The sequence below is a fragment of the Rhizobium aethiopicum genome (assembly GCF_014197535.1).
Lineage (GTDB): Bacteria > Pseudomonadota > Alphaproteobacteria > Rhizobiales > Rhizobiaceae > Rhizobium > Rhizobium aethiopicum_A.
On record NZ_JACIFV010000006.1, the window covers coordinates 259,670 to 286,212 of the forward strand.

Annotated in this window: 21 protein-coding genes and 2 pseudogenes; 4 read left to right on the forward strand and 19 right to left on the reverse strand. The window is 61.8% G+C overall.

What is annotated here, in order from left to right; all coding sequences use genetic code 11:
• Positions 1 to 13: 13 nt before the first annotated feature.
• Positions 14 to 2,659 (reverse strand): DNA ligase D, encoded by a 2,646-nt coding sequence (gene ligD / locus GGD53_RS11925; protein ID WP_184456101.1) that lies wholly within the window; start codon positions 2,657 to 2,659, stop codon positions 14 to 16.
• A gap of 249 nt (positions 2,660 to 2,908) precedes the next feature.
• Between ligD and GGD53_RS11930 the strand changes: the two are divergent.
• A pseudogene (locus GGD53_RS11930) lies at positions 2,909 to 4,239 on the forward strand (epoxide hydrolase family protein).
• Between the two features lie 80 nt (positions 4,240 to 4,319).
• Here the strand turns inward: GGD53_RS11930 and GGD53_RS11935 are convergent.
• Positions 4,320 to 4,634, reverse strand: coding sequence for a DUF982 domain-containing protein (locus tag GGD53_RS11935; RefSeq protein ID WP_184456103.1), 315 nt, complete (start codon positions 4,632 to 4,634; stop codon positions 4,320 to 4,322).
• 313 nt (positions 4,635 to 4,947) lie between these two features.
• Between GGD53_RS11935 and pepT the strand changes: the two genes are divergently transcribed.
• The gene (gene pepT, locus GGD53_RS11940) at positions 4,948 to 6,180 is read left to right on the forward strand and encodes a peptidase T (protein ID WP_184456105.1); all 1,233 of its coding nucleotides are present in this window, start codon (positions 4,948 to 4,950) and stop codon (positions 6,178 to 6,180) included.
• A gap of 30 nt (positions 6,181 to 6,210) precedes the next feature.
• Here the strand turns inward: pepT and GGD53_RS11945 are convergent, their stop codons facing one another.
• The 5 genes from GGD53_RS11945 to GGD53_RS11965 all read right to left on the reverse strand — a co-directional run bounded on the left by GGD53_RS11945 (position 6,211) and on the right by GGD53_RS11965 (position 11,066).
• A complete protein-coding gene (locus GGD53_RS11945) occupies positions 6,211 to 7,029 on the reverse strand; it encodes a cell wall hydrolase (protein ID WP_184456107.1) in 819 nt (272 codons plus the stop codon).
• Positions 7,030 to 7,261: 232 nt separating this feature from the next.
• A complete protein-coding gene (locus tag GGD53_RS11950; protein ID WP_184456110.1) occupies positions 7,262 to 8,302 on the reverse strand; it encodes a sulfate/molybdate ABC transporter ATP-binding protein in 1,041 nt (346 codons plus the stop codon).
• 10 nt (positions 8,303 to 8,312) lie between these two features.
• On the reverse strand, positions 8,313 to 9,185 hold the full coding sequence (gene cysW, locus GGD53_RS11955) for a sulfate ABC transporter permease subunit CysW (RefSeq protein ID WP_184456112.1): 873 nt from the start codon (positions 9,183 to 9,185) through the stop codon (positions 8,313 to 8,315).
• Positions 9,175 to 10,032 carry a sulfate ABC transporter permease subunit CysT gene (gene cysT / locus GGD53_RS11960; protein WP_184456114.1) on the reverse strand — a complete coding sequence of 286 codons (858 nt, stop codon included), beginning with the start codon at positions 10,030 to 10,032 and terminating at the stop codon, positions 9,175 to 9,177. Before cysT ends, cysW begins: the two co-directional genes overlap by 11 nt.
• Before the next feature lie 8 nt (positions 10,033 to 10,040).
• Positions 10,041 to 11,066, reverse strand: coding sequence for a sulfate ABC transporter substrate-binding protein (locus GGD53_RS11965; protein WP_184456116.1), 1,026 nt, complete (start codon positions 11,064 to 11,066; stop codon positions 10,041 to 10,043).
• 359 nt (positions 11,067 to 11,425) lie between these two features.
• On the opposite strand from GGD53_RS11965, the gene GGD53_RS11970 reads away from it, so the two are divergent.
• Positions 11,426 to 12,442: a porin gene (locus tag GGD53_RS11970; RefSeq protein WP_184456118.1), complete on the forward strand. Its 1,017-nt coding sequence runs from the start codon at positions 11,426 to 11,428 to the stop codon at positions 12,440 to 12,442.
• 47 nt (positions 12,443 to 12,489) lie between these two features.
• Here the strand turns inward: GGD53_RS11970 and GGD53_RS11975 are convergent, their stop codons facing one another.
• The 8 genes from GGD53_RS11975 to GGD53_RS12010 form a co-directional block, all read right to left on the reverse strand.
• Positions 12,490 to 12,945 (reverse strand): PTS sugar transporter subunit IIA, encoded by a 456-nt coding sequence (locus GGD53_RS11975; RefSeq protein ID WP_184456120.1) that lies wholly within the window; start codon positions 12,943 to 12,945, stop codon positions 12,490 to 12,492.
• A 41-nt stretch (positions 12,946 to 12,986) separates the two neighbouring features.
• Complete coding sequence (locus tag GGD53_RS11980; protein WP_184456122.1) at positions 12,987 to 13,679, reverse strand: response regulator transcription factor; 693 nt, start codon at positions 13,677 to 13,679, stop codon at positions 12,987 to 12,989.
• Positions 13,676 to 16,384 (reverse strand): sensor histidine kinase, encoded by a 2,709-nt coding sequence (locus tag GGD53_RS11985; RefSeq protein ID WP_184456124.1) that lies wholly within the window; start codon positions 16,382 to 16,384, stop codon positions 13,676 to 13,678. Before GGD53_RS11985 ends, GGD53_RS11980 begins: the two co-directional genes overlap by 4 nt.
• A 196-nt stretch (positions 16,385 to 16,580) precedes the next feature.
• Complete coding sequence (gene kdpC, locus GGD53_RS11990; RefSeq protein ID WP_184456127.1) at positions 16,581 to 17,150, reverse strand: potassium-transporting ATPase subunit KdpC; 570 nt, start codon at positions 17,148 to 17,150, stop codon at positions 16,581 to 16,583.
• A 21-nt stretch (positions 17,151 to 17,171) separates the two neighbouring features.
• The gene (gene kdpB, locus GGD53_RS11995) at positions 17,172 to 19,232 is read right to left on the reverse strand and encodes a potassium-transporting ATPase subunit KdpB (RefSeq protein WP_184456129.1); all 2,061 of its coding nucleotides are present in this window, start codon (positions 19,230 to 19,232) and stop codon (positions 17,172 to 17,174) included.
• A 64-nt stretch (positions 19,233 to 19,296) separates the two neighbouring features.
• Positions 19,297 to 21,000 (reverse strand): potassium-transporting ATPase subunit KdpA, encoded by a 1,704-nt coding sequence (gene kdpA / locus GGD53_RS12000; RefSeq protein WP_184456131.1) that lies wholly within the window; start codon positions 20,998 to 21,000, stop codon positions 19,297 to 19,299.
• Positions 21,001 to 21,066: 66 nt separating this feature from the next.
• The gene (gene kdpF, locus GGD53_RS12005; RefSeq protein WP_184456133.1) at positions 21,067 to 21,156 is read right to left on the reverse strand and encodes a K(+)-transporting ATPase subunit F; all 90 of its coding nucleotides are present in this window, start codon (positions 21,154 to 21,156) and stop codon (positions 21,067 to 21,069) included.
• Positions 21,157 to 21,483: 327 nt separating this feature from the next.
• The gene (locus GGD53_RS12010; protein WP_064808466.1) at positions 21,484 to 21,846 is read right to left on the reverse strand and encodes a copper resistance CopC family protein; all 363 of its coding nucleotides are present in this window, start codon (positions 21,844 to 21,846) and stop codon (positions 21,484 to 21,486) included.
• Positions 21,847 to 22,342: 496 nt separating this feature from the next.
• On the opposite strand from GGD53_RS12010, the pseudogene GGD53_RS12015 reads away from it, so the two are divergent.
• A pseudogene (locus GGD53_RS12015) lies at positions 22,343 to 23,385 on the forward strand (NAD(P)-dependent alcohol dehydrogenase).
• Between the two features lie 12 nt (positions 23,386 to 23,397).
• On the opposite strand, the gene GGD53_RS12020 reads toward GGD53_RS12015, so the two are convergent.
• The 4 genes from GGD53_RS12020 to GGD53_RS12035 all read right to left on the reverse strand — a co-directional run.
• A complete protein-coding gene (locus tag GGD53_RS12020; RefSeq protein WP_184456135.1) occupies positions 23,398 to 23,967 on the reverse strand; it encodes a DedA family protein in 570 nt (189 codons plus the stop codon).
• Positions 23,968 to 24,002: 35 nt separating this feature from the next.
• Complete coding sequence (locus tag GGD53_RS12025; protein ID WP_184456137.1) at positions 24,003 to 25,364, reverse strand: FAD-containing oxidoreductase; 1,362 nt, start codon at positions 25,362 to 25,364, stop codon at positions 24,003 to 24,005.
• Positions 25,361 to 25,822: a DUF4126 domain-containing protein gene (locus GGD53_RS12030; protein WP_184456139.1), complete on the reverse strand. Its 462-nt coding sequence runs from the start codon at positions 25,820 to 25,822 to the stop codon at positions 25,361 to 25,363. The genes GGD53_RS12025 and GGD53_RS12030 overlap by 4 nt, the downstream gene beginning before the upstream one ends.
• 509 nt (positions 25,823 to 26,331) lie before the next feature.
• Positions 26,332 to 26,543, reverse strand: a 212-nt coding sequence (locus GGD53_RS12035; RefSeq protein ID WP_184456141.1) for an integrase core domain-containing protein, incomplete at its 5' end; no start/stop codon positions are given.

Genomic DNA, 26,543 nt, shown 5'->3' on the forward strand with positions numbered 1-26,543 from the left:
GCGATCAGCCGTGTCAGGCGGCATGCTTGCCGGTGCGGCCGAGCCTCTTGATCGCCTGCTCCAAGGGACGCTGTCCCTCGCAATAATCCTTCCAGGCGGATGACTTCGATAGCAAAGCAGGCACGGTTCGGATCGTAAACCTTTTAGGATCGAGGTCCGATTTCACCTGCGTCCACGTCAGAGGCATTGACACGGTCGCCCCTGGGCGGGCTCGAGGGGAGAGCGGCGCCACGGCCGTCGCCATGCGATCATTGCGCAGGTAATCGAGGAAAATGCGACCGCCCCGCAGGCTCTTGGTCATCTTGATAAGGTAGAGATCGGGGTTGTTTCGGGCCATCTGCTGGCAGACGTCATGCGCGAAGGCCTTTGCCTCGGGCCATGACAACGGTTTTCGTTTGTTGACTGCAAGCGGGGTCACGACATGCAAGCCCTTGCCGCCCGTCGTCTTGCAGAAGCTGATCAATCCGAGGTCTTCCAGCCGGTCGCGCATCTCGCGGGCAGCGGCAACAACCGTGGAAAAGGGAACATCGGGACCGGGATCAAGATCGAATACCAGGCGGCCAGGAACTTCCGGTTGCTCGGGTTCACAGTTCCACGGATGGAGCTCGACCGCCGCGATTTGGGCGACTGCGGCGAGCCCTTCGATGCGGTCGATCTGGAGGTATGGCTTCTTGTCGCCGAATACCTTGACCAATTCGAGCAGTTTGGATTGTCCTGGCATGGCATGACGCTGGAAGAACTGCTCGCCACCAATCCCATCCGGGGCGCGGATGATGGAGCAAGGCCTGCCCTTGAGGTGGTCGATCATCCAGTCGCCGACCGCCTCGTAATAGCGGGCCAATTCCTCCTTTGTCACCGGCTCACTATCATTGGCATCCGGCCACAATGGCTTGTCCGGGCTTGAAATGAGCACACCCATGACATCGGCTTTCTGACCCCTGCGGCGCGTTGTTTTTGGTGTGGCCTTCGGAGTCGGCTCCGCAACCTCGGTTTTCGCGGATCTTAGCGGTCGCTCCGCCTCGACTTCCTTGGCCGGCTTGTCTTCGCGCAATCCCTTAAAAGCCGCCTGCCGGACAAGGCCATCCGCGGTCCAGCCCTCAAATTCGATCTCGGCGACAAGCTCGGGCTTTACCCACACCACCTCAGCCTGCTTCTTCGGAGCGCCGATACCGGTGAACGGCGACTTCGTCGTCTCCAGCGCCTTCAGTTTTGGAAGCAGCGTTTCGACTTTCTTGGCGCCGTAGCCGGTCCCGACACGGCCGACATAGACAAAATGATCGTCGCTGAAAACGCCGACGAGAAGGGAACGAAACTTGCCGTTGGTCTTCGCATAGGCGCCGATGACCACCTCGTGCCCCGCCCGGCATTTCGACTTGGCCCAGCTTTCCGTTCGACCAGACCGATAGGGGGCATCTGCCTGTTTTGAAACGATGCCTTCCAGGGATAGCTTGCATGCCGACCTGAGCACGGCGTCGCCGCCGCCTGTAAAATGCTCGACGTAGCGGATGCGAGGATCGTTGCCGGCCTCAGCAAGAAGCTCCTGCAACCGCGTCTTTCGCTCGACGAGGGGCTTGGAGCGGAGATCCTCGCCGCCGTCATAGAGCAGGTCGAAGGCGAAGTAGACGAGGTCGCCGGTCTTGCCCTCCGACAGCGCCGCCTGCAGCGCGGCGAAATCAGGCGCACCATGCTCGTCGAGAGCGCAGATCTCGCCGTCGATAATGCAGTCTGGAAGCGTTGGCGCCGCTTCGGCGATTTCGGGGTACTTGGCCGTCCAGTCGAGAGCTTTCCTGGTTTTCAGCGTCGCTTCGCCGTGGAGCACGCGCATCTGAATGCGGTATCCATCAAATTTGATCTCGTGGATCCAGCTGGTCCCGCCGGGTGGCCGCTCCAGCTTCTCGCAAAGCTGCGGCGCGATGAAATCCGGAAGATCAACCGCCGTTGCGGTGCCGGCGCGCTTTCCGCCTCTCGCCTCCTGCCGCTCCTCGGCGGCCAGTCCGTGATTGCTGTCCCAGACGGCGTCAGCCTCGATCTTGCCGCCTTCCACCATAAAGGGTTTCGGCTTGCGCCCCTTGCCGGCTGCGATCATGTCCATGCTGCGGCCTGAGGCCACTGAGGTGACGTTTTCTTCCAGAATCGAAGCACCGTTCTCCTCGACGGAGAACTCGTCATGATGCTTGATCAACAGCCAGTTGGTACGCGTGCTGCGCTCGCGATCGTTGCGCATGCGCACCAGCACGAAGCTCCCGTGCAGGCGCTCGCCTTCGAGGGTGAACTTGAAATCGCCCTTGCGAAGCGCCTCTTCCGGGCTCTTCCTCCCCTCCGGCTCCCAATAGCCGCGATCCCACAGCATGACCGTGCCGCCGCCATACTGGCCTTTCGGAATCGTGCCTTCGAAGTCGCCATAATCGAGCGGATGATCTTCGACCTCGACGGCAAGGCGCTTATCGCTCGGATCGAGCGACGGACCTTTGGTGACAGCCCAGCTCTTGAACACGCCGTCGAGCTCGAGCCGCAGGTCGTAGTGCAGACGTGTTGCATCGTGCTTCTGAATGACAAAGCGGCGGCGGTTGCTCTTTTTGATGCCCCGCTCACCGCTGGGCTCAGCGGTCTTCTGAAAATCGCGTTTCGATCGGTAGCTCGATAGCTTGTCGCTGGCCATGGCTGTTCCCGGACATTCGGTCCTCAAACGAAATAGCAGTGATCGTTGTTCCAGCCGCCGCCAGCGTTCCCGTTTGAGTTGACGCGACAGCAACTGTCCCCGCACCATTTGTATGATCGCGTACCTGATGAGCGCGAAGCTACATTCTGTAACAGAACAGGCATTGGCCGGAAACATATGTGATACATCGACCGCCTAGCACTCCGATCGCGAGAAAGTCGCAGAACGCCAAGCGAAGGAGGCTATCCAATGACCGCTATTCCCGAGGTTTCCAAGTCGCGCCCGCTGCTTGGGCGCGCGATCGCCCTCGCTGTCGGAGCGCTGATAACGGTGTCTTACGTGCAGTCCGCACGCGCAGAAGAAGCAGGCGTACCGACCGCCCAAACAAGACCAGCGTCGGATGAGAGTATCCGCCCTTTCCGCATCCACGTCGACCAGAGCCAGCTTGATGATCTCAAGCGACGTATAGCAGAGACACGTTGGCCCGATAAGGAGACTGTCGGGGGCATTTCGCAAGGCATCCAGCTGGCGCGCGTCCAGGACCTTGTCCGCTATTGGGGGGTCGATTACGACTGGCGCAAAGCCGAAGAACAGCTGAATTCTCTGCCGCAGTTCGTCACGACGATCGACGGCGTCGACATTCAGTTCATTCACGTCCGCTCTCGCCATCCGAATGCTCTTCCGGTCATCCTGACGCATGGCTGGCCGGGCTCGATCTTCGAGTTCATCAAGACCATCGGGCCTCTGACCGATCCGACGGCCTATAGTGGCAAACCGGAAGATGCCTTCGACGTGATTATTCCTTCGATTCCGGGTTACGGCTTTTCCGGTCGGCCGACAGATCAGGGATGGGGACCTGACCGTGTTGCCCGCGCCTGGGACGTGCTGGTGAAGCGCCTGGGTTACACGCGCTATGTTTCGCAGGGTGGCGACCACGGCTCGGTGATCTCAGATGCCTTGGCACGGCAAGCCCCGCAAGGCTTGCTGGCGATCCATCTGAATATGCCGGCGACCGTCCCGGGCGATCTCATGCGGGGGATCAACAGTGGCGACGCGGCCCCTGCCGGACTGTCCACGGCGGAAAAAGGCGCTTACGATTCTCTCAGCGCCTTTTTCGGCCGGAATGCCGCCTACGGCGCCATGATGGTAACGCGCCCTCAGACGATCGGTTACTCGCTCTCGGATTCCCCGTCCGGTTTGGCGTCGTGGATCTATGAAAAATTTGTACAATGGAGTGACAGTGACGGTGTTCCGGAACGCGTTCTGACCAGAGACGAAATGCTGAACGACATCACGCTCTACTGGTTGACCAATACCGGCGCGTCGTCTTCGCGCTTTTACTGGGAAAACAACAACAACAACTTCAGCTCGGAGACGCAGAAGACGAAGGAAATCAAGATCCCTGTCGGCATCAGCGTTTTCCGAAAGAAATCTACAAGGCGCCGGAGAGCTGGAGCCGACAGGCTTATCCTTCCCTCGTCTACTACCATCAGGTGGAGCGGGGCGGACATTTTGCTGCCTGGGAGCAGCCTCAATTGTTTGCGGAAGAATTGCGGGCTGCGTTCAAATCCGTTCGCTAACTCGGCTTTTGTCCCGGCGCGGCTCCCCTCGGGGCCGCGCTACGTTATCTCAACGTCCGATGACCCCGGGGGCTTCGCCTTTAGCGGAGTGCAGCGACACGCGTCGGTCGCACCGGGCGGCTGGTGGTCTGCACCTGCCAGGGAGCCACGACTGCCGGCATGCCGGCTTCGATGCAAGCGGCCATGAAAGCCTCCCGTGCAATCAACGGCGCGATCACCCGATTGAGGGCGCCGCGACAGGTCTTGACGGCGCGTTGGTGGCGCTCCCCGTGGCCCAATGGCCATTCATTCTCAAGGAAATCCAAGGCGTCATAGACGCCCGTAAAAGTTCGTTCCAGGCCGCACTGCAGCCGGACCGTCACTGGACGAGTCCAGAGCACATCATTCAGCGGCATTTTCTTCCTCCTTTCGATGCCAGCTTGATCCCTCAAAAATATTGGAAATGGCTTCCGGTTGTTCAAGACCACTGCGATCAATCGCGCCTGCGGGCGCCGCCTGCCGCACCCAATTCCGCGTGCCAATGTTGGATGTGAGAGACCCTGAATCTCGTGCGGCGAAGGTTGCGACAGCTCGGCACGACGCGTCCGGCGAGCCAGACCGCCCGTGCAAACTGCTGCCGCAACAGAACCATTCTCCGACAGCAAAAATCTTTTGCCGCATCACCGAGGGGGGTTATATCATTGGATGATCTCACTGGACTGGATTGATATGACCGACACCGTTCTCGACCGCTTCCTCCGTTATGTCGTTATCGACACCCAATCCGACCCGTCCTCTTCGAGCCAGCCGACCACCGAGAAGCAGAAGGATCTCGGGCGGGTTCTGGTCGACGAGCTGCTCGAGATCGGGCTTTCCGACGCCCATCTCGATGAACACGGCTATGTCTATGCCTCCATTCCGGCCAATAGCGACAAGGCGGTGCCGGTCATCTGTTTCTGCTCGCACATGGACACGGCGCCCGATTTCAGCGGCACGGATGTCAAGCCGCAGATCGTCAGGAATTATGCCGGCGGAGATATCCAGCTTGTTGGCGATTCGAGCCGGCTGATCCGTGTCGCCGAGTATCCGGAGTTGAACAACCAGATCGGCAACGACATCGTCACGACCGATGGCACGACATTGCTCGGCGCCGACGACAAGGCGGGACTGGCGGAAATTATGACTGCGGCCCAGATTCTGGTCTCCAACCCCGATATCCGGCACGGAACAATCAAGATCCTGTTCACGCCCGACGAGGAAGTCGGACGTGGCGTCAACAAGGTCGACCTGGATAAACTCGGAGCGGACTTCGCCTATACGATGGACGGCGAGACGGCGGGTCACATCGAGGACGAAACCTTTTCGGCCGACGGCGTCGAGATCAGCATAACAGGCGTGGCGATCCATCCGGGCTTTGCCAAGGACCGCATGGAGAACGCCATCAAGATCGCCGGCGCCATCATCGACCGGTTGCCGAAGGACGTGGCGCCGGAGACGACGGAAGGCAAGCAGGGCTTCATCCATCCGGTCGGCGTCACCGGCTCGATGGAAAAGGCGTCGCTGAGCTTCATCATCCGCGACTTTACCGACGAGGGGCTCGTGCAAAAGGAGGCGATGCTCGAAACCATCGTCAAGCAGGTGATGTCGGCCTATCCCGGCTCGACCTACCACTTCCAGGTGACGGAACAATATCGCAACATGAAAACGGTGCTCGACCGCCATCCGGAGATTGTCGAGAACGCGCTTGAAGCGGTGCATCGTGCCGGCATGACGCCGGTGCGCGGCAGCATTCGCGGCGGCACGGACGGCTCGCGGCTCTCCTTCATGGGGCTGCCGTGCCCGAACATTTTTGCCGGCGGCCATGCCTTCCACTCGCCGCTCGAATGGGTGAGCCGCCAGGATATGGAAAAAGCGGTGGCAACGATCGTGGAGCTTGCAAAGATCTGGGAAGAGCGCGCCTAAGGCGCTCTTCCCACATTAACGAATCCAGTTTTAGCCGCCATTTACCGGGATCGCGCCGCGCAGCATCACGCTGTCATAGGCGGGCCGGGGCGTCGGGATCGCGATCCGCATCGCCGGCTCGGGCGCAGGCGCGGTTTCCGGTTGGGTCACCGGAGCCGTTATCTGCATCGGCGCCGTGCTCGCCGTCGCCATCGGATCGGGCGCCGGCAGAGGAACGGGAACGGCCGAGGGTATCAGTGCCTCGAATTGCGGTGGCAGCATGCTTTCGCCGGGCACATAATTCATCGCCACCTCATAGGACGGCAGCGGCGGCGGCGTTTCCAGCATGCCGTTCGAATCGCGCTTCTCGTAGAAGGCGTTGCCGCCGGCGACCGTCACATAATGCATGTTGTCGTAGGGGAATTTCAGCCCGTCGGTATGGAAGAACATTGCATCCTTCACCTGGGGATGGCGCGCACCCTTCAGCAGGATCGCATCGGCCGCGGTGGCAAGTTCCGGTTCCGCCTGCGGCTTGACTTCGCGCGTCATGACCCCGGGCGCAAACTGCCTCTCCTGGGCGACGACACCGCAGATCGACGGAGGGTAGGCGCCAGACGTCAGCCTGTTCATGACGACGGTACCGACGGCCAGATAGCCATCTTCATCGGAATGCTGCGATTCGAAATACATCGCGCGCTTCAGGCAGTCGCGATCCTTGGCGGTATAATTGAAAGTGACTTTCGCCGCTTGAGCCTGTTTGGTCTTTGCCGGCGTCGTCGCCGGCTTCGGTGTTGTGGTGCAGCCTGCAGCCGCCAGTCCTACGAATAAAATCCCGATCAGGGATTTTCCAAAGGAAATCTCCGCCCTCAACGCCAGGTGCCTCCTATAGGATTAGTCCAGCCCTTTATGATTAACGCGCACAATCTTTTACTCGTCATATGACTGAAATACAAACAACCTGAGATCACAAAAGGCCGGGTGGACTCCCGCCACGGGCGATTCCGGCTGATCCCTGCGACCGACTGGTGCATAAATCCGGAGGGTTAACGAATTATTAAGCAAGGCGCCGTGCGCGCGCCAGGAAAGACGCGCGCAATCGAGATCAGCTGCGAAACAGCTTCCAGCGAGTCGGCTTGAACGCGACGCGGTGACGGTCGAGCCGGTCGGCCTCGCTCGGCGGCAGCTCGATTTCGATATTTGGCCGATCATTGCCGATATCGAGCTCGATATGGCGAGTGCCGGCGACGCGGCGGCTGGAGACGGGCTGGCCGGCAATGCAGTTTTCGGCTGATTCGCAGAGCCTGACATCATGCGGGCGGAAGTAGAGCTGCGCCGGTCCATCCGGCTCGCCTTCGGCATTGAGGCCGAGCGAGCGGCCTTCGAAGCGGATATCGCCGTCCGATATCTCGACCTGCAGGCAGTTCGATTGGCCGATGAAGCCGAAGACGAAGGGAGAATTCGGATAATCATAGACTTCGTCGGGTGTTCCGACCTGCTCGATCGCGCCCTGACTCATGACGACGACGCGGTCGGCAAGCTCCAGCGCCTCATCCTGGTCGTGGGTGACGAAGACGGTGGTGTGGCCGGTACGGTCGTGGATCTCGCGCAGCCATTTGCGCAGATCCTTGCGCACTTGGGCGTCGAGGGCGCCGAAAGGTTCGTCGAGTAGCAGGACGTTCGGCTCGACCGCCATGGCGCGGGCGAGCGCCACGCGCTGGCGCTGTCCGCCGGAAAGCTGGGCGGGATAGCGTTTTTCGAGGCCGGAAAGCTGAACGAGGTCGAGCAGCTCCAGCGCCCGCCGGCGGATGTCGGCTTTCGCAGGACGCCGGGCACCCTTTCTGACCCTCAGGCCGAAGGAGACGTTGTCGAGCACCGTCATGTAGCGGAAGAGCGCGTAATGCTGGAAGACGAAGCCGATATTGCGCTGCTGTACCGATTTCTTCGAGGCATCCTCGTCGCCGAAGAAGATCTGTCCCTCGGTCGGGCTTTCCAAGCCGGCGATCAGCCGCAGCAACGTCGTCTTGCCGGAACCCGAAGGGCCGAGCAGTGCGATCAGCTCGCCGGAGCGGATGTCGAGCGAGACGTCGTGCAGCGCCGGAAAACGCTCGAATTCCTTGCGAATGTTTTGAACGCGTACTTCCATTTCAAATCCTTCAGTGCCGCCGGCTGGCGGATATTTCGGCGCTGTAGCGCATTTCCAGCAGCGTCTTCAAAACAAGGGTCACGAGCGCCAGCAGCGCCAAAAGCGTGGCGACGGCGAAAGCGCCGGTGAAATTATATTCGTTGTAGAGAATTTCCACCTGCAGTGGCATAGTATTCGTCTGGCCGCGAATGTGGCCGGAGACGACCGACACGGCGCCGAATTCGCCCATGGCGCGGGCGTTGCAGAGCAGCACGCCGTAGAGCAGACCCCACTTGATGTTCGGCAGCGTCACGTACCAGAAGGTTTGCCAGCCGCTGGCGCCGAGCGAAAGGGCGGCCTCTTCGTCGGCCGTTCCCTGTTCCTGCATCAGCGGGATCAGTTCGCGGGCGACAAAGGGGAAGGTGACGAACATGGTCGCAAGCACCAATCCCGGCACTGCGAACAGAATCTTGATCTCGTAGGCACTGAGCCAGTGGCCGAGCCAGGTATTGGCGCCGAACAGCAGCACGAAGACCAGGCCCGATATGACGGGCGAAACCGAAAAGGGCAGGTCGATCAGCGTCGTCAGGAAGGCCTTGCCCTTGAACTCGAACTTGGCGATCGCCCAGGCGGCGGTGACCCCGAAGGCGAGGTTGAGCGGCACGCTAATGCCGGCAACGATCAGTGTCAGGCGGATCGCCGAAAAGGTCTCGGCATCGCTGAGCGCCTCGAGGAAGGGGCCGGCGCCCTTGCGGAAAGCCTCGACGAAGACGGCGGCGAGCGGCAGCAGCAGGATCAGCAGCAGGAAGACGAGTGAAAGCACAATCAGGCTGTAGCGCGCGATCCGGTGTTCCGTCGTCACCGAACGCAGCTTTGCCGGTTTGAGGGTTGCATCAAGCGCCATAACCATACCTCCGCCTGCTCCAGCTCTGGATGAGATTGATGACCAGCAGCATGGCGAACGAGAGGATCAGCATGATCGCCGCAATGGCGGTCGCTGCCGCATAATTATACTCTTCGAGTTTGATGACGATCAGCAGCGGCGCGATCTCCGATTTGAACGGCAGGTTGCCGGCGATGAAGATGACCGAGCCGTATTCGCCGACGCCGCGGGCGAAGGCGAGCGCGAAGCCGGTGAGCACGGCAGGCGCCAGCCCCGGCAGCAGCACGCGGAAAATCGTCTGGAGGCGGCTGGCGCCGAGCGTTGCCGCGGCCTCCTCGACCTCCTTGTCGATTTCCTCCATGATCGGCTGCACAGTGCGCACCACGAAGGGCAGGCCGACGAAGATCAGCGCGATGACAATGCCGGCCGGGGTGAAGGCGATCTTGATGCCGAGCGGCGTCAGGAACTGGCCGATCCAGCCGTTCGGTGCATAGAGCGTCGTCAGCGCGATGCCGGCAACGGCGGTCGGCAGCGCGAAGGGCAGATCGACCATGGCATCGATGATGCGTTTGCCGGGGAAGCGATAACGCACCAGCACCCAGGCGAGGATGATGCCGAAAACGGCATTGACGACAGCGGCGACGAAGGCGGTGCTGAAACTGATGCGCAGGGCGTTCAGCGTACGCGGGTCGAGCGCGATCGACCAGAATTTCTCCCAGCCGAGCGCGCTCGACCGGACGGCAAGGCCGGAGAGCGGGATGAGGATCAGAAGGGTGAGCCAGGTTAAGGTAAGGCCGAGCGCCATTCCGAAACCCGGAATGACGCTCGGCCGCCTGAACCGCCACCGCGTGGGGCTATGTACTCTCATGAAATCTATTATTGGGCCGGCTTGTAGATTTGGTCAAATACGCCGCCATCGCCGAAGAATTTCGGCTGCGCTTCTTTCCAGCCGCCGAAATCGTCGATGGTGGCGAGCGTCAGCTTCGGGAAGCGGGCGATATCGGCCGGATCGGCGGCTTCCGGCTTAATCGGCCGGTAATAATGCTTGGCGGCGATCTTCTGGCCTTCGTCGGAGTAGAGGTAGTTGAGATAGGCTTCGGCGACCTTGCGCGTGCCCTTCTTGTCGACATTGCCGTCGACGACCGCGACCGGCGGGTCGGCACGGATGGAGAAGGTCGGCGTCACGATTTCGAACTGGTCGGGGCCGAGCTCTTCGAGCGAAAGATAGGCTTCGTTTTCCCAGGCGAGCAGCACATCGCCGAGGCCGCGCTGGACGAAGGTGGTCGTGGCGCCGCGCGCGCCGGTATCGAGAACCGGAACATGCTGCAGCAGCTTGGCGACGTAGTCCTGCGCCTTGGCGTCATCGCCGCCGTTCGCCTGCTTGGCCCATGCCCAGGCGGCGAGGAAATTCCAGCGTGCGCCGCCAGAGGTCTTCGGGTTGGGCGTGATGACCTGCACGTCATCCTTGACGAGGTCGCCCCAATCCTTGATGCCCTTCGGATTGCCTTTGCGGACAAGGAAGACGATCGTCGAGGTGTAGGGCGTCGAATTGTTCGGGAGCTTGCTCTTCCAGTCGGCCGGGATCTTGCCGGTCGCCTTGGCGATGGCGTCGATATCGCCTTCGAGGGCAAGCGTGACGACGTCGGCGTCGAGACCGTCGATGACCGAACGCGCCTGAGCGCCGGAGCCGCCATGCGAGGCTTTGATCGTCACCGTTTCACCGGTGTCCTTCTGCCACTTGGCGGCAAAGGCGGCATTGAAATCCTTGTACAATTCACGGGTCGGGTCATAGGAAACGTTGAGCAGCGCCTGATCCGCGTATGACGGCGCAATGCTCCCGATGACGAAGCTGCCTGCCATAACCGCGGCCGCGAGGAGCCGGGTGAGCCGTTGTGTCTGCATGGGAACCCTCCTGTTATCTGTCTTAACTCTATCAAGTCAGTCGTATAAGGAAACGAAACATGTTCCGGTTCGCGTGGATCTGTTAGAATGTCATTCCATTTGAATGCCAATTTTGAAATAGCGTGCCGGAGTTGGCCGCGGCCAATCGCCCGGTTGCTGCAGCCATGCCGCAAAACCGTGTTTTTTTGGCCACAGTTCCTCCACATCAGGCGTGAGCAACGCTGATTTTTGCCCGCATTTGGCCGCGATGGCACTTGTGGATTCCTATATGGCGGCGGTGCGGTCGTATTTGCCGGCCGCTACGTGGGGGCATCCCTTGAAATGCGCCTCGCAATCCCAACCTGTTAGGGCCATTCAAAATGAATATCAGAACTATCCTTTTTGCCTCCGTTGCCGCCCTTGCCGCGGCCTCCGGAGCACGCGCAGCCGACGCCATCGTGGCGGCGGAACCCGAGCCCGTGGAATATGTTCGCGTTTGCGACGCTTACGGTACCGGCTATTTTTATATTCCGGGAACGGAAACATGCCTTTCGATCGGCGGTTACATCCGTACCGAAGTGCGCTTCGGTGACAACATTGCCGGCGATTCCGACGTAAACTTCTGGACTCGCGGTCAGGTCACCTTCCAGGCCAAGAACGACACCGAGTACGGCACGCTCACCGGCGTCCTGACGCTGCGTTACAATGCCGACAACGCCTCCGATCAGGAAGCGCTGCTGGACGAGGGTTATATCGACATCGCCGGTTTCCGCGTTGGTAAGCTCTATAGCTGGTGGGACGACGACATGAGCGGCGAGACCGATACGCTCGCCAGCAACGAGACGACCCACAACTCGATCCGTTATCAGTACGAGAATGGCGCTTTCGCCGCCGGCCTCTCGGTCGACGAGCTGGAAGAAGACTACGCCACCAAGCCGGGCGAAGGCCCGAACAACTTCGGTGTCGCAGGCCAGGTTTCCTACAAGGCCGGCGCCATCAGCGGTTACCTGCTTGCCGGTTATGACACCGACACCAGCGAAGTCGCCGTCCGCGGCATCGTCTATGCCGACATCGGTCCGGGCACACTCGGCATTGCCGGCATCTGGGCAAGCGGCGCCAACTACTACTACGAAGAGTCCGAATGGACGATCGCAGCAGAATACGCCCTGAAGATCAACGACAAGTGGACGGTGACCCCGGGCTTCCAGTACTTTGAAAACATCGCCCTCGAGGCTGACGGCAACGGCTTCACCGGCGGCAGCGCCTACACGACCGGCGTGACGATCGACTACCGCATCGTCGACGACCTCAGGACGAAGCTCAGCGTGCAATACCACGATGAGGACGAAGGCGACGACGAGGTCTTCGGCTTCCTGCGCTTCCAGCGCGACTTCTAAGATCGTCTTATACAGACGAGCGGGCGCGGCCTTCGGGCCGCGCTTTTTTATGCCCGGGAATCAGCGATGAAATCGGAATAGAATTCGTCCGCTGTCCTTGCCTTGCGCATGGCGGCAAGCACACCATCGGATTGCAGCCGCCGGGCGATGGCCGACAGCACATTCAGATATTCGCCGCGATTGTTCTCTCCAAAAAGCAGCACGAAGGCGATGTCGGTCGGGATATCATCGATCGCTTCGAAATCCAGCGGCTGCGCGAAACGAATGAGAAGGCCGCGCGGGCTGGTCATGCCGTCGATGGCGGCATGCGGAATGGCAATGCCATTGCCGATCCCGGTGGAACCGAGCTTCTCACGCGCTTCGAGCGCCTTCAGGATGGTCTGGCTGTCGACGGAAAAGGCCTTGGCTGCCTTGTCCGCTATGATATGCAGCGCGCGCCATTTTGTCGGTGCCGACACGCCGATGAAGGTGTGTTGCGGCCGGATGATGTTGGGAAGATACATGTCATTCTCGATACTGTTCAGGCGGCGGGTGAGAGAGCAGGTCAGTCCGGCTCCCTGAGACGATAGCCGACTCCGGTCTCGGTGGTGATATAGTGCGGCTGATCGGGGCTCTGCTCGATCTTCTGTCTGAGTTGCCTGATGTAGACGCGCAGATATTGCACATCGGCCGCCGGCCCCCATACCTGCTTTAATAGAAACTGGTGTGTCAGCACCTTGCCGGCATGCTGGGCGAGCACGCGCAGGATGTCATATTCCTTCGGCGACAATTTTATTTCCTCGCCGTCGACCTTGACGATGCGCTTGACGAGGTCGACCGACAGCCCGCCGGTCTGGAAGATCGCCTTCTCGCCCTGCTGCTGTAGACGATGGCGTAGCGCCACGCGGATGCGGGCGCCAAGTTCGTTGATGCCGAAGGGCTTGGTGACATAATCGTCGGCGCCGCTTTCCAGCGCCTTGACGATGCCGGCCTCGTCGGTGCGGCTGGAGAGGATGACGACGGGTATGGAAAGGCCTTCGTCGCGCCACTCCTGAAGCAAGTCATGGCCCGGCGTGTCGGGCAGGCCGAGATCGAGCACGATGAGATCAGGCCTGCCGTCGGCGACCGATTGGCGGGCGATTGCCGCATTCGGCGCCTCCTGCACCTCGTAGCCCTGCGCGGTCAGGCCGACGCGAAGGAGCTTGCGGATTGGAGGCTCATCGTCGACGACGAGGATCTTGACGGCTGAACCGGTCATCTGAGTTCATCCAGTTTCGGTATATCGTTGGGTTTCGGCAGGCGGATGGTGAAGACGGCGCCCGGGCGGCCCTTTCGGTTGGCGGCGGTGATCGTGCCGCCCATCGCCTCGGTGAAACCGCGGCAGATGGAAAGGCCGAGGCCGGTGCCGGCGCGCACCTGATCGCCCTTGCGCACGCGATAGAAGGTGTCGAAGACGCGGGTGAGATCGGCGGGTGGAATGCCCGGGCCTTCGTCCGAGACCTGCAGGACGACATTGTCGGCATCGGCCCAGCTCTCGATACCGATCACCGATCCCTCAGGCGCATATTTCGCGGCATTGTCGAGCAAGTTGAAGATCACCTGCTCGAACAGGACAGGATCGACGCGCACCATCGGCAGGTCGGCGGGAATGCTCGTCTCGGTCTTGTGGCGCTCGAGGATCTTTGCGGCGCGGCGCAGCGCGCTGCCGACGATATCGCCGGCATAATGCAGCGCAAAATTCGGCTCCATCGCACCGGATTCGATCTTAGTCATGTCGAGCAGGTTGGCGATGAAGCGGTTGAGGCGCTCCGACTCGTCGACGACGGTCGAGAGCAGGTCGCTGCGGTCCTCCTCCGGCATGGAGGCGAAATAGTCGCGCAGCGTGCCGGCGGCGCCGAGGATAGCCGCAAGCGGCGTTTTCAGATCATGCGAAATCGAGGTGAGCAGGGCCGAACGCAGCCTGTCGGCTTCGGCCGCGAGCCTTGCCCGGTCGACATCGGCGACGAGTTGGACGCGTTCGATCGCAAGGGCCGCCTGATCGGCCAGCGCATCGAGCAGGCGCTGCTGTTCCGGCGTCAGCAACGGCCCGTCACGGCGGTCGCTGTCGAGGCCGATGACGCCGACGGCGGTGCGACCGGTTCGGAGCGGCACATAGAGGCGCTTGGCGCCGGGCAGGGTATCGGCGCCGCGGCCGGCGGCGTGATTGTGCTCCCAGGCCCAACGGGCGGCGGCGATATCGGCATCGTCGAGCGTGTCGTCGGGCGGATAACCGGCCTTGACGGCGATGGTGCCCTCTTCCGGCAAGAGCAGCACGACACGGACCTTCAGCATCGAGGCGAGCTGGAAGGCGGTCGCCCAGAGCACGTCGTCAAGCGTACCGGTGCCGGCAAGCTTCTTTGAGAAAAGATAGAGATCTTCCGTCGTGCGGGCACGCTGGCGGGCGGCGGCCGCCTGGCGCTGCACTGTCGCGGTCAGATTGCTGGCGATGATGGCGACGCCCAGGAAGAAGAACAGGGCAAGCACGCTTTCCGGATCGCTGATCGTCAGCGTGTAGCGCGGCGGCAGGAAGAAGAAGTTGAAGGACAGCGCGCCGAGAATGCAGCTGTAGAGTGCCGGCCGTAACCCATGCAGGACGGCGGAGGTCAGCACCGCCATCAGGAAGACGAGGGCAAGGTTACGCACGTCGAGCACCTGATCGAGCACGATGCTGACGCCAAGCGCGATGGCGACATAGACGGTCGCCAGCAAATAGGCTCTGACATCGAATTGGGGGGCCGTGGCCGCCGCCCGGACGCCGCGAGCGACGGTGCCGTCCTTCTCATTGCCTGAAATGACATGGACGCTGATCTCGCCGGTCTTGCGGATCAGTTCGTCGGTGATCGAACGGCTCCACCAGTCGCGCCATGTCGCCGCCTTCGGGGCGCCGATGACGATGTGGGTGACATTGTTGGCGGTGGCGTGACGGACGAGCTCTTCGGCGACCTCGCGGCCGGGTATGGTGATCGCCTCGCCGCCGAGCTGTTCGGCAAGACGCAGCGTTGCGGCAACAGTGTCGCGCTCGGCTTCGGCCAGATTGACCGAACGGTTGGTCTCGACATAGACGGCGGCCCAGGGCGCGCGCAGGCGCGAGGCCATACGGGCTGCATATCGCACCAGCGAGGCGGAGCGCGGGTGATGGTCGATCGAGACGAGGACGCGTTCGCCCGCCGCCCAGGGGCCGGAGATCGCGTGAGCCTGCATATGGGTGAGCAACTGATCGTCGACGCGCTGGGCGGTTTTGCGCAGCGCAAGTTCTCTCAGCGCCGTCAGGTTGCCCGGGGTGAAATAGTTGGTCAGCGCCCGCTCGGCGGTGCGGGGCACATAGACCTTGCCGTCATGCAGGCGCTTGATCAGATCGTCCGGCGTCAGATCGATGATCTCGACATCGTCGGCAAGGTCGATGATCGAATCCGGCACCGTCTCGCGCACGCGGATGCGGGTGATCTGCGAGACGACGTCGTTCAGGCTTTCGACATGCTGGATGTTGAGCGTCGTATAGACGTCGATGCCGCGGTCGAGCAATTCCTTGACGTCGAGGTAGCGCTTCGGGTGGCGGCTGCCCTCGGCATTGGTATGGGCGAGTTCATCGACCAGCACGAGGTCGGGCCGGCGGGCGAGAATGCCGTCGAGATCCATTTCCTCGAGCGGCCGCCCCTTATAGTCGATTTTGACGCGAGGAATGATCTCGAAACCGGCGAGCAGCGCCTCGGTCTCTTTGCGGTCATGACTCTCGACGACGCCGATGACGACATCGAGGCCGTCGGCGATCTTGGCACGGCCGGAGACCAGCATTTCGTAGGTCTTGCCGACACCTGGGGCGGCGCCCAGAAAGATCTTCAGACGGCCGCGCATCTCCGCCCGGGCTTTTTCGAGCAGCGCATCGGGCGAGGGCCTGCCGGCCTGGTCGCGGTTGTCGTCTGGCATGCGTGTGGTCTTTCCTATCGGGGAGGCTTGCTCCACCTTCCCTCATCCCCTTCCTCGGGCATTTGCCCGAGGGATGTCACAGGGATCCAGCAGCGCCGCGTCTGCGGCGCGGAAGACTCTTTTTACGCGAAGGACTTCGCGTGGCTGGATTCCTGTGACGAGCACAGGAATGAGGGAGAGTTGTAGCCCGCAACCTTCACTCAGTCATAGAAGCATCAAGGCTCTGGTTCAACGCCAGAACATTGACGGTGGGTTCGCCGAGAATGCCGAGTTCGCGGTCATGAATGGCGCCGTCGACCAGCGCCTTGACCTTGGCTTCGTCCATGCCGCGCGCCTTGGCGACCCGGGCCACCTGGAAGTAGGCGGCCTCGGGCGAAATATCGGGATCGAGGCCGCTACCCGATGCGGTGACGAGGTCGGCCGGCACCTGGGCGTTTGGATTTGCCGCCTTGGCGGTTTCGTAGTCGCCCTTCACGCGATCGATCAGTTTCTGGCTGGTCGGGCCGAGGTTCGAGCCGCCGGAGGCGGCTGCATTGTAGCCATCGCCGGCGGCCGAGGGACGGCCGTGGAAATACTTGTCGCTGGTGAAGGCCTGGCCGATCAGCCTCGAGCCGATCACCTGACCGTCCTTCTCGATCAGGCTGCCATTCGCCTGGGTCGGGAAGAGCGCCTGGGCCGCCCCCGTCATGGCGAGCGGATAAAGCAGGCCCGTAATACCCGTGGTGGCAACGATCATAACGACGGCCGGGCGAAATTCTTTCAACATTGTTCTTAGCTCCTGGAGATGTCAGGCGAGACCGAGGGCCGCGACGGCCATGTCGATCGCCTTGATGCCGATGAAGGGAACGACGATGCCGCCGAGGCCGTAGATCAGCAGGTTGCGCGACAGAAGCGCGCCGGCGCCGATCGGCCGGTAGCGCACACCCTTCAGCGACAGCGGGATCAGCGCGATGATGATGAGGGCGTTGAAGATGATCGCCGAGAGGATGGCGCTCTGCGGTGTAGACAGCCCCATGATGTTGAGGATGCCGAGCTGCGGGTAGAAGGTCAGGAACATCGCCGGGATAATGGCGAAGTATTTGGCGATGTCGTTGGCGATCGAGAAGGTCGTCAGCGCGCCGCGTGTCATCAGGAGCTGCTTGCCGATCTCGACGATCTCGATCAGCTTCGTCGGGTCCGAGTCGAGATCGACCATGTTGCCGGCCTCGCGGGCGGCGACGGTGCCGGTGTTCATGGCGACGCCGACATCGGCCTGGGCCAGCGCCGGGGCATCGTTGGTGCCGTCGCCGCACATCGCGACGAGCTTGCCCTTGGCCTGTTCCTCGCGCATCAGCGCCAGCTTCATCTCCGGCGTCGCCTGGGCGAGGAAGTCGTCGACGCCGGCCTCGGCGGCGATGGCCGCCGCCGTCAGCGGGTTGTCACCGGTGATCATCACCGTGCGGATGCCCATGCGGCGCAGTTCCGTGAAGCGTTCGCGGATGCCGCCCTTGACGATGTCCTTCAGCTGGATGATGCCGAGCAACCGGCCGTCGCGGGCGACGGCGAGCGGCGTGCCACCCGATTTGGCGACCTCGTCTGATATAGACTGCAGCTCGCGCATAACCTCGTTGCCGTTCTTCGAGGGAGCGTCGCCGTTGACATAAGCGAGCACGGTATCGACCGCACCTTTGCGGATCGAGGCGCCTTCGAGATCGACGCCGCTCATGCGGGTCTGGGCGGTGAAAGGCACGAAGCTGGCCTTGAGGCTCGCCATGTCGCGGCCGCGGATCGCATATTTCTCCTTGGCGAGCACGACGATCGAACGACCTTCCGGCGTTTCGTCGGCAAGCGAGGCGAGCTGGGCGGCATCGGCGAGCTCCTGCTCGGAAACGCCGCGCACCGGGTGGAAGGCCGTCGCCTGGCGGTTGCCGAGGGTGATCGTGCCGGTTTTGTCGAGCAGCAGCGTGTCGACGTCGCCGGCCGCTTCGACGGCACGGCCGGACATGGCGAGCACGTTGAAGCGGACGAGGCGGTCCATGCCGGCAATGCCGATCGCCGACAAGAGCGCGCCGATCGTCGTCGGGATCAGCGTGACGAAAAGCGCGACGAGCACGATGATCGGGATCGAGCCGCCGGCATAGATGGCAAAGCTCGGGATCGTCGCCGTCGCCAGCACGAAGATCAGCGTCATGCCGGCGAGCAGGATGTTGAGCGCGATCTCGTTCGGCGTCTTCTGGCGCTGCGCGCCTTCGACCAGCGAAATCATCCGGTCGAGGAAGGTGGAGCCGGCCGCCGCGGTGATGCGCACGCGGATCCAGTCGGAGAGCACCTGGGTGCCGCCGGTGACCGCCGAGCGATCGCCGCCGGATTCACGGATGACCGGGGCGGATTCGCCTGTGATCGCCGCTTCGTTGACGGAGGCCACACCTTCGATGACTTCGCCGTCCGAGGGGATGATGTCGCCGGCTTCGACGAGAACGATATCGCCGACCTTCAGGCTGGTGCCCGGCACCATGCGATAGTCGCTGCCATTATTGGCGGTCAGCAGCTTGGCCTGGGTTTCGGTGCGCGCCTTGCGCAGCGAATCCGCCTGCGCCTTACCGCGGCCTTCGGCGACGGCCTCGGCGAAATTGGCAAAGAGCACGGTGAACCAGAGCCAGAGATTGATCTGGAAGGAGAAGCCGAGATTGCCGTTGCCCGCCACGAGGTCGCGCAGGAAGAGGACGGTGGTCAGCACCGAAACCGTGGCCACGACAAACATGACCGGATTTCTGGCGAGGGCGCGTGGGTCGAGCTTCCGGAAGGCGGCGCCAACCGCCGGAACGAGGATGCGAGAATCGATGATGCTCGCGGATTTTGCCTGGCTCATAAGAGACTCCAGCTTTGAAACGAGGACGGCGAAGGAACCCTGGGATGCGGGTTACGGCATCGCCTCAGAAGGTCTGGCCGGCGATCATGACCAGATGCTCGACGATCGGGCCGAGGGCCAGCGCCGGGAAGAAGGTCAGGCCGCCGACGATCAGGATCGTGCCGATCAGCAGGCCGACGAAGAGCGGGCCGTCGGTCGGGAAGGTGCCTGCCGAGGCCGGAACCGTTTTCTTGGCGATCAGCGAGCCGGCGATGGCAAGGGCCGGGATGATGACCAGGAACCGGCCGGCGAGCATGCCGATGCCGAGCGTCACGTTGTACCAGGGCGTATTGCCCGTCAGGCCGCCGAAGGCCGAGCCGTTATTGGCCGCAGCCGAGGTATAGGCATAGAGAATCTCGGAGAAGCCATGCGGCCCTGATGTGCCGACCGAGGCGACGGCGGAAGGCAGCACCGTGGCTATGGCGGTGAAAACGAGCATGGCGAGCGGCAGGCAGAGGATGGCAAGAATGGCCATCTTCATTTCCTTCGCCTCGATCTTCTTGCCGAGATATTCCGGCGTCCGGCCGACCATCAGGCCGGCGACGAAGACGGCCACGATGATGAACAGCAGGATGCCGTAGAAGCCGGCGCCGACACCGCCGACGATGATTTCGCCGAGCTGCATGTTGATCAGCGGGATCAGGCCGCCGAGAGCGGTGAACGAACCATGCATGGCGTTGACCGCGCCGCAGGAAGCGGCGGTGGTGATGGCGGCGAAGAGCGAGGACAACGCGACGCCGAAGCGGACTTCCTTGCCCTCCATATTGCCGCCGGCGAGGCCAAAGCCATGCATCAGCGGATTGCCGGCCGCTTCCGCCCAATAGGTGATGCCGACGCCGACGATGAACAGCACGCCCATCGCGGCGAGAATCGCCCAGCCCTGGCGCTGATTGCCGACCATGCGGCCGAAGACATTGGTGAGAGCCGCACCGATCGCGAAGATCGAAACCATTTGGATGAGATTGGAGATCGCATCGGGATTTTCGAACGGATGGGCGGAATTGGCGTTGAAGAAGCCGCCGCCATTGGTGCCGAGCATCTTGATCGCGAGCTGCGAAGCGACCGGGCCGACCGCAATCGTCTGCCTGGCGCCTTCGAGCGTCGTCGCATCGACATAGGGGCCGAGCGTCTGCGGCACGCCGAGATAAACGAAGACGAGCGTCAGCACGATGCAGATCGGCAGCAGGATGTAGAGCGTGCCGCGGATAATATCGACCCAGAAATTGCCGATCGCCTTGCCGGACGCCCGTGCGAAGGCACGGATGAAGGCGACTGCGATGGCCATGCCGGTTGCGGCGGAAAGGAAATTCTGCACCGTCAGGCCGGCCATCTGCGTGAGATAGGACATGGTGCTTTCGCCGCCGTAGTTCTGCCAGTTGGTGTTTGTGGGAAAACTGACGGCGGTGTTGAAGGAAAGCTCCGGCGGGACGGCGGCCATGCCGGCCGGATTGTAGGGCAGAAAGCCCTGCAGGCGCATTAGCGCGTAGAGGACGAGGACGCCGAGAAGGTTGAACATCAGCATCGCGAAGGCATAAGAGGTCCAATGCTGCTCGTCACCTTCGCCGGTGCCGGCAATGCGGTAAAGTCCGCGTTCGATCGGAACGAGGACGGGCGAGAGGAATGTTCGCTCGCCGTTATAGACGCGCGTCATGTAGCCGCCGAGCGGTTTGACGAGCAAAAGGATGATCCCGCAATAGAGCAGGATCTGAAGCCATCCGTTGAGGGTCATGGAGCTAAAACTTTCAATAACCGGCTGGTTCCCGGTCGCACAGGCGCGACCTCGGAAGCGTCGGTTTCAGAAGCGTTCTGGGCGTAAGAGAGCGTAGGTGAGGTAAGCGGTGAGAAACAGGGTTACGGCGCCGCTCAGGACATAATCGAGGGTCATCGTCGTTTCTCCTTAGAGCCTGTCGCAGGCTCCGACATAGGCAAAGCAGAGCGCGAAGAATAGGATCGCGGTGCCGAGCAGAATGGTATCCATCATGATCGTGACTCCTGTTGTTCTTGTTGGAGTCAGACAAGACAAAGGGCCGCCGCCGTGGGGGACTGCCTTTCATGCTTTCTGGCGTGGAGATGATCCTTGGATCTCTCGGGCACCAATATGGAGCCGGAGCGCATAAAGGTTCGAGACGGCCGAAACGGCATCAATATAAAAATCTTGTAAATGCTTTCAGGCGGCTACAGCGGAAACGAGAACCTGGCGCGGTCTTGAAATTCAAGGATCGACCCGGAACTGGTAGCGGCCTTCGGCGCTGCGGCCGTCCATCGAGAGAACGTGCCAGTCGAGGGTATAGAGGCCGGGCGCCATTGCGGGATCGAGCGGGATCTTGAATATGGATCCTTCGGGGCCGGAGAGGAACGGCTTACCCAGGGGAAGCGCCCTGCCTTTAGCATCGAGCAAGATGGCGGTCGAGCGGGCAAGATCGACGGGACCGCTGAAGGTAAGCTCGACATTGGCCGGTACGAGCTCTTCTTCCTGCTGCTGCGGGGGCAGCGACGCTTGTTCCAGGGCAGCAGTCGCCTGGTTGGCGGCGAAGAGAAGGGATGCGAACAGGCAGAATGACACGACCGGCTTCATGATGGCCTTCCTGTATTGCCGAGCCACTGGCGCCGGGAGCCATCATGCTTCCGCCACGCCATGCGGGCTGCAAGCTATTAACGCTGCCGGGGGCGATTTCGATCCCAAGTCCGCAGAATGACGCGCATTGGCTGCCCCGGGTTGTCCCTCTGAAGGGCGGCGTTCCAATCGGCCACCAATCTGCGCCAGAATTTTCGGAGCCGTCTGAAGATCCTCTGGGAAAGCCGGTTTCCGCCGACATTGTCGTTATCATGCTTCATCTCTTTTGCCGCCTCCCACTGTGTCGTGGCTGATGATGAAGACTGTACTCTCCGGTGCTCTCTTCCGGAATCATACAGAGGTTTATCGGCAGTTATCTTTCGGGTTACGCATGTGAGCATTTCGTCGCGTGATGAGCAAAAGCTTACGTTGGCGGTTGAATTGAAGCGCCTTGCGGTCTTATAGTCGGCTCAACGGCACCCTCTGAATCGCCGGGCCATAGGGAAGGAAACCGAGAATGACCAAAGTCCGTGCGCTGGTGCTGGAGCGCCAGCATGAGCTTGCGTTGCGCGATATCGATCTGCCGCTGGAGACAGGGCCGGGGCAGGTGAAGATCAAGATTCATACCGTCGGCGTCTGCGGTTCGGACGTTCATTATTACACCCACGGCAAGATCGGCCCCTTCGTCGTCAACGCGCCGATGGTGCTCGGCCATGAGGCGGCCGGCACGGTGGTCGAGGTGGGGGCCGGTGTCACACATCTGCAAGTCGGCGACCGCGTCTGCTTGGAGCCGGGCATCCCCGATCCGGACCCAAGGCGAGCCGGCTCGGCATGTACAATATCGATCCTGCCGTCAGCTTCTGGGCGACGCCGCCGATCCATGGCGTGCTGACGCCCGAAGTGGTGCATCCGGCCAATTATACTTTCAAGCTGCCCGACAATGTCAGCTTCGCCGAAGGCGCCATGGTCGAGCCCTTCGCGGTCGGCATGCAGGCGGCATCCAAGGCGAAGATCACGCCCGGCGATACCGCTATCGTTCTCGGCGCCGGGCCGATCGGCACGATGGTCGCGATTGCCGCCCTTGCCGGCGGCTGCGCCCGCGCGATCGTTGCCGACCTCGCCCAGCCGAAACTCGACATCGCCGCGCAATATCAAGGCGTCATCCCGCTCAATATCCGCGAGAAGAACCTGATCGAGGAGGTCGGCCGGCTGACCGACGGCTGGGGTGCGGATGTGGTCTTTGAATGCTCCGGGTCACCCAAGGCCTGGGAGACGATCATGGCGCTGCCGCGCCCGGGCGGCGTCATCGTTGCGGTCGGCCTGCCGGTGAACCCCGTCGGCTTCGACGTCTCGACGGCATCCACCAAGGAAATCCGCATCGAAACGGTGTTCCGTTATGCCCACCAGTATGAGCGTTCGATTGCACTCTTGGCATCAGGCCGTGTCGACCTGAAGCCGCTGATATCGGAGACGTTCACGTTCGACGATTCGATCAAGGCGTTCGACCGCGCGGTCGAGGCCCGGCCGAGCGACGTGAAGCTGCAGATCGTGATGGAATAGAGCGCCGCACTCTTATGAGTGTCCGACGCTCGGTTTCATCTTGCGAAAGGCAAGAACTGCAGCTGCGACGACAGCCGCGGCGCCCACCGCGATCAGCAGATGGCGGTGAAGAGGAAGGTGGCCCAACATCTGCTGGATGCCGTGTCCGAACAGATAGCCGAGCGCTGTGAAAAGCTGCCCCCAGACCAACGCGGCTACCGCGTTCAGGACGATGAATTTGCCGGTCGATATCCGGGTCGTGCCGATGACGATTGGGCTGATGGTGCGCGATCCGACGAGAAAACGGAACGCCAGGATGAAGCCGGTCTGATATTTCTCCAGAAGCCCGGTTGCGCGAGCGAGCGCGGGTCTTTCCATCAGCCGGCGCACGACACTCCATTGCGCGGCATAACGGCCGGCGAAGAACCAGAGTTGGTCACCGGCGAAAGAGCCCGCGGTGGCCGCCAGCGACGCCGACCAATAGGTGAGCAGTTCGCGATGGGCAATCACGCCGCCGAGGAAGGCGGCCGTCTCGCCTTCGAAGGCTGCACCGAGGAAAATCGCCAGCAGGCCGTAGTTTTCGATCAGCGCTTCGATAGACATGCCCGCCTCCAGCTCTTCCCGAGGTCAGGTCACGGCTAAACCGGCTTCAAATCCCCAAGCAGCGTCGGGATCAGCTCCGACACCGTCGGGTGGATCGGCACCGACCATTTCAGCGCGGGATAGGTGGTTCCCGCATTCATCGCATCGATCAGGCCATGGATTACCTCGTCGCCTTCGATGCCGAGGATCGCCGCGCCGAGGATCTCTTTGGTCTCGGCATCGGCAATCACCTTCATGAAGCCCTTGGTCTCGCCGCGTTCATTGGCGCGGCCGACGCGGCTCATCGGCCGGGTCGAGACCATGATCCTGCGGCCGGAGGCACGCGCCTGCTTCTCCGTCATGCCGACGCGGCCGAGCGGCGGGTCGATATAGAGCGCATAGGCCGGGATGCGGCTAGAGACCCTGCGGTCGTCGCCGTCGAGCAGATTGGCGGCGGCGATCTCGAAATCATTGTAGGAAGTATGCGTGAAGGCGCCGCGGCCGTTGCAATCGCCGAGCGCAAAGATGCCATCGACATTGGTGGAAAGCTTGTCGTCGACGGTGATATAGCCGCGCTTATCCGTCGCCACGCCGGCGGCCTCGAGACCGAGGTCGTCGGTGTTCGGTTTGCGGCCGGTGGCGATCAGCACATGGCTTGCATCGATCTTCGCCGCGCCGGCGGTGACGCCAATTCCGCTGCCGTTTCGGGCGAAAGCGATGTCGCCGGCGTCGGTATGGACTGCGATGCCTTCGGAGCGCATTACGTCGGCGATTGCGTCCGATATATCCTCGTCCTCGCGTGACGCGAGCTTCGGGCCGTGCTCGATGACGCTGACTTCGGCGCCGAAGCGGCGATACATCTGGGCGAATTCCAGCCCGATATAGCTGCCGCCGATCACCGCCAGGTGCCGCGGCAGCGTGTCGAGATGAATGATCGACGTGCTGGTGAGGTAATCGATCTGATCGATGCCTGGCAGTTCGGGGATGACGGGCCGCGCGCCGACATTGAGGAAAATGCGCGGCGCCGTCAGTGTCTCGCCATTGACGCGGATTGTCTTCGCATCCTCGAAACGGGCATGACCGTAGATCACGCTCATGCCGTCCATGCTGTCAAACCAGCCGATCAGGCCGTTGCGAGCGTTCATCGTCACCGTTTCCGCCCGGGCTCTCACCACCTTCATGTCGATAGCGATTTCGCCAGGGATATTGACACCGTAGGCAGCGCCGCTTCTTGCGACATGAGCGGCGCGGGCGCTGGCGACCAGCGTCTTCGTCGGCATGCAGCCGGCATTGACGCAGGTGCCGCCCAGAAATTTGCGTTCGATCAGCGCTACCTTCATGCCCTTTTCGACCATGCGGGCGGCGAGGAACGGGCCGGACTGGCCGGCGCCGATAACGATGGCGTCGAAGCTCTTCATGACACGGCTCCCACGATCAGTAGGGCGCCGACAACGGCAACGGCATCCTCGATGAGGGCAGCCGGCAGATCCCTGCCGAAGGCGGCGGCAAGCCTGGCGCGCAGCGCGGCGCCGCCATAGGTGCCGATGACGGCGCCGATCACGCCGGCGATCAGCCCGCCGAAAAGCAGGCTGCTGGCTGCGCCGATCGTGGCGCCGGCAAGTGCTCCCGTGACGATGCGGGCGCCGAACTGCATCGGCACCTTGCGCGACGGCGTCGACGGCAGCTGGTCGGTGACGAGTTCAACGACGGCGAGAACGGTGAAAATCCACGGCGTCCAGCGGTAGCCCATGAAGGCAAGCGGTGTCTGCGATACGTCGAACCAGCCGAGCGCCGCGCCCCAGGCGACGGCAGCGGGCGCGGTCATGGCGCGAAGGCCTGAGATGACACCGATCAGCAATGCAAGAAGCAGAAACATGCGATCCCCCTCTTTGCCGGCTTCGCGCCGCAATCAAGGAAGGTTGCACATTGTCAGGCGTGTGGCAATTCGTCGTGTTTCGTCGGCAACGGGCTAAAGCGCGTCATGTCGAAGCGGAATCATGCGACGAGCTTTAAGTCTCTGTTTTATGCATGCAGTGTCTCAAACCGCTGCACACTTTTCGACAGCATGCATGAGGAAGACAAATGGATTTTTTGGTTGGGTGAAACTTGATCCAAGTCAATCTGCCAGGAGACAGCGTGTTGGTTCCAAAGGCCGTCGAACTTCGCGCTCGGGATTGACATAGATGTCGCTGTCGAGCAAGTAAGGCACCTGCATCAACCAAAATGTGGTGTGGCGCGACCACCGCTTTCTCGATGACTTCCGATTGTTCTGCATACGCCACCGATGATCTACTCCGAATGATAAATGATGGAGAGGATCGTGGGAAAGACTTTGCATACCATGCACTATGCACCGTGTTTAAACGATGGCGTAAGGGGATTGACCTAGATGTGGAGCCTCAACAGGTTGTCCTGGGTAAGAGCGAGTCTGCTGATTGGTGGTTTTGAATTTAGGCTTCCGTGAGGCCTGTGCCAATTGTAGCGATGGAGCCATCGTGGCAACTCGGCGGCGCGCGTGTCTGAGTTGGGATAGGCGACAGCGTAGGCCCACTCTCTGAGGGCGGTCTGGATGAAGCGTTCTGCCTTTCCGTTGGTTT

Coding starts and splice junctions, on each gene's coding strand:
- kdpA (WP_184456131.1), bottom strand. CDS start 21,000: ATGACCCTCAACGGATGGCTTCAGATCCTGCTCTATTGCGGGATCATC.
- GGD53_RS11975 (WP_184456120.1), bottom strand. CDS start 12,945: ATGTATCTTCCCAACATCATCCGGCCGCAACACACCTTCATCGGCGTG.
- GGD53_RS12020 (WP_184456135.1), bottom strand. CDS start 23,967: ATGTCTATCGAAGCGCTGATCGAAAACTACGGCCTGCTGGCGATTTTC.
- GGD53_RS12010 (WP_064808466.1), bottom strand. CDS start 21,846: ATGAAGCCGGTCGTGTCATTCTGCCTGTTCGCATCCCTTCTCTTCGCC.
- GGD53_RS11950 (WP_184456110.1), bottom strand. CDS start 8,302: ATGGAAGTACGCGTTCAAAACATTCGCAAGGAATTCGAGCGTTTTCCG.
- ligD (WP_184456101.1), bottom strand. CDS start 2,659: ATGGCCAGCGACAAGCTATCGAGCTACCGATCGAAACGCGATTTTCAG.
- GGD53_RS11965 (WP_184456116.1), bottom strand. CDS start 11,066: ATGCAGACACAACGGCTCACCCGGCTCCTCGCGGCCGCGGTTATGGCA.
- cysW (WP_184456112.1), bottom strand. CDS start 9,185: ATGGCGCTTGATGCAACCCTCAAACCGGCAAAGCTGCGTTCGGTGACG.
- GGD53_RS11980 (WP_184456122.1), bottom strand. CDS start 13,679: ATGACCGGTTCAGCCGTCAAGATCCTCGTCGTCGACGATGAGCCTCCA.
- GGD53_RS11985 (WP_184456124.1), bottom strand. CDS start 16,384: ATGCCAGACGACAACCGCGACCAGGCCGGCAGGCCCTCGCCCGATGCG.
- pepT (WP_184456105.1), top strand. CDS start 4,948: ATGACCGACACCGTTCTCGACCGCTTCCTCCGTTATGTCGTTATCGAC.
- cysT (WP_184456114.1), bottom strand. CDS start 10,032: ATGAGAGTACATAGCCCCACGCGGTGGCGGTTCAGGCGGCCGAGCGTC.
- kdpB (WP_184456129.1), bottom strand. CDS start 19,232: ATGAGCCAGGCAAAATCCGCGAGCATCATCGATTCTCGCATCCTCGTT.
- GGD53_RS11935 (WP_184456103.1), bottom strand. CDS start 4,634: ATGCCGCTGAATGATGTGCTCTGGACTCGTCCAGTGACGGTCCGGCTG.
- kdpC (WP_184456127.1), bottom strand. CDS start 17,150: ATGTTGAAAGAATTTCGCCCGGCCGTCGTTATGATCGTTGCCACCACG.
- kdpF (WP_184456133.1), bottom strand. CDS start 21,156: ATGACCCTCGATTATGTCCTGAGCGGCGCCGTAACCCTGTTTCTCACC.
- GGD53_RS11970 (WP_184456118.1), top strand. CDS start 11,426: ATGAATATCAGAACTATCCTTTTTGCCTCCGTTGCCGCCCTTGCCGCG.
- GGD53_RS12025 (WP_184456137.1), bottom strand. CDS start 25,364: ATGAAGAGCTTCGACGCCATCGTTATCGGCGCCGGCCAGTCCGGCCCG.
- GGD53_RS12030 (WP_184456139.1), bottom strand. CDS start 25,822: ATGTTTCTGCTTCTTGCATTGCTGATCGGTGTCATCTCAGGCCTTCGC.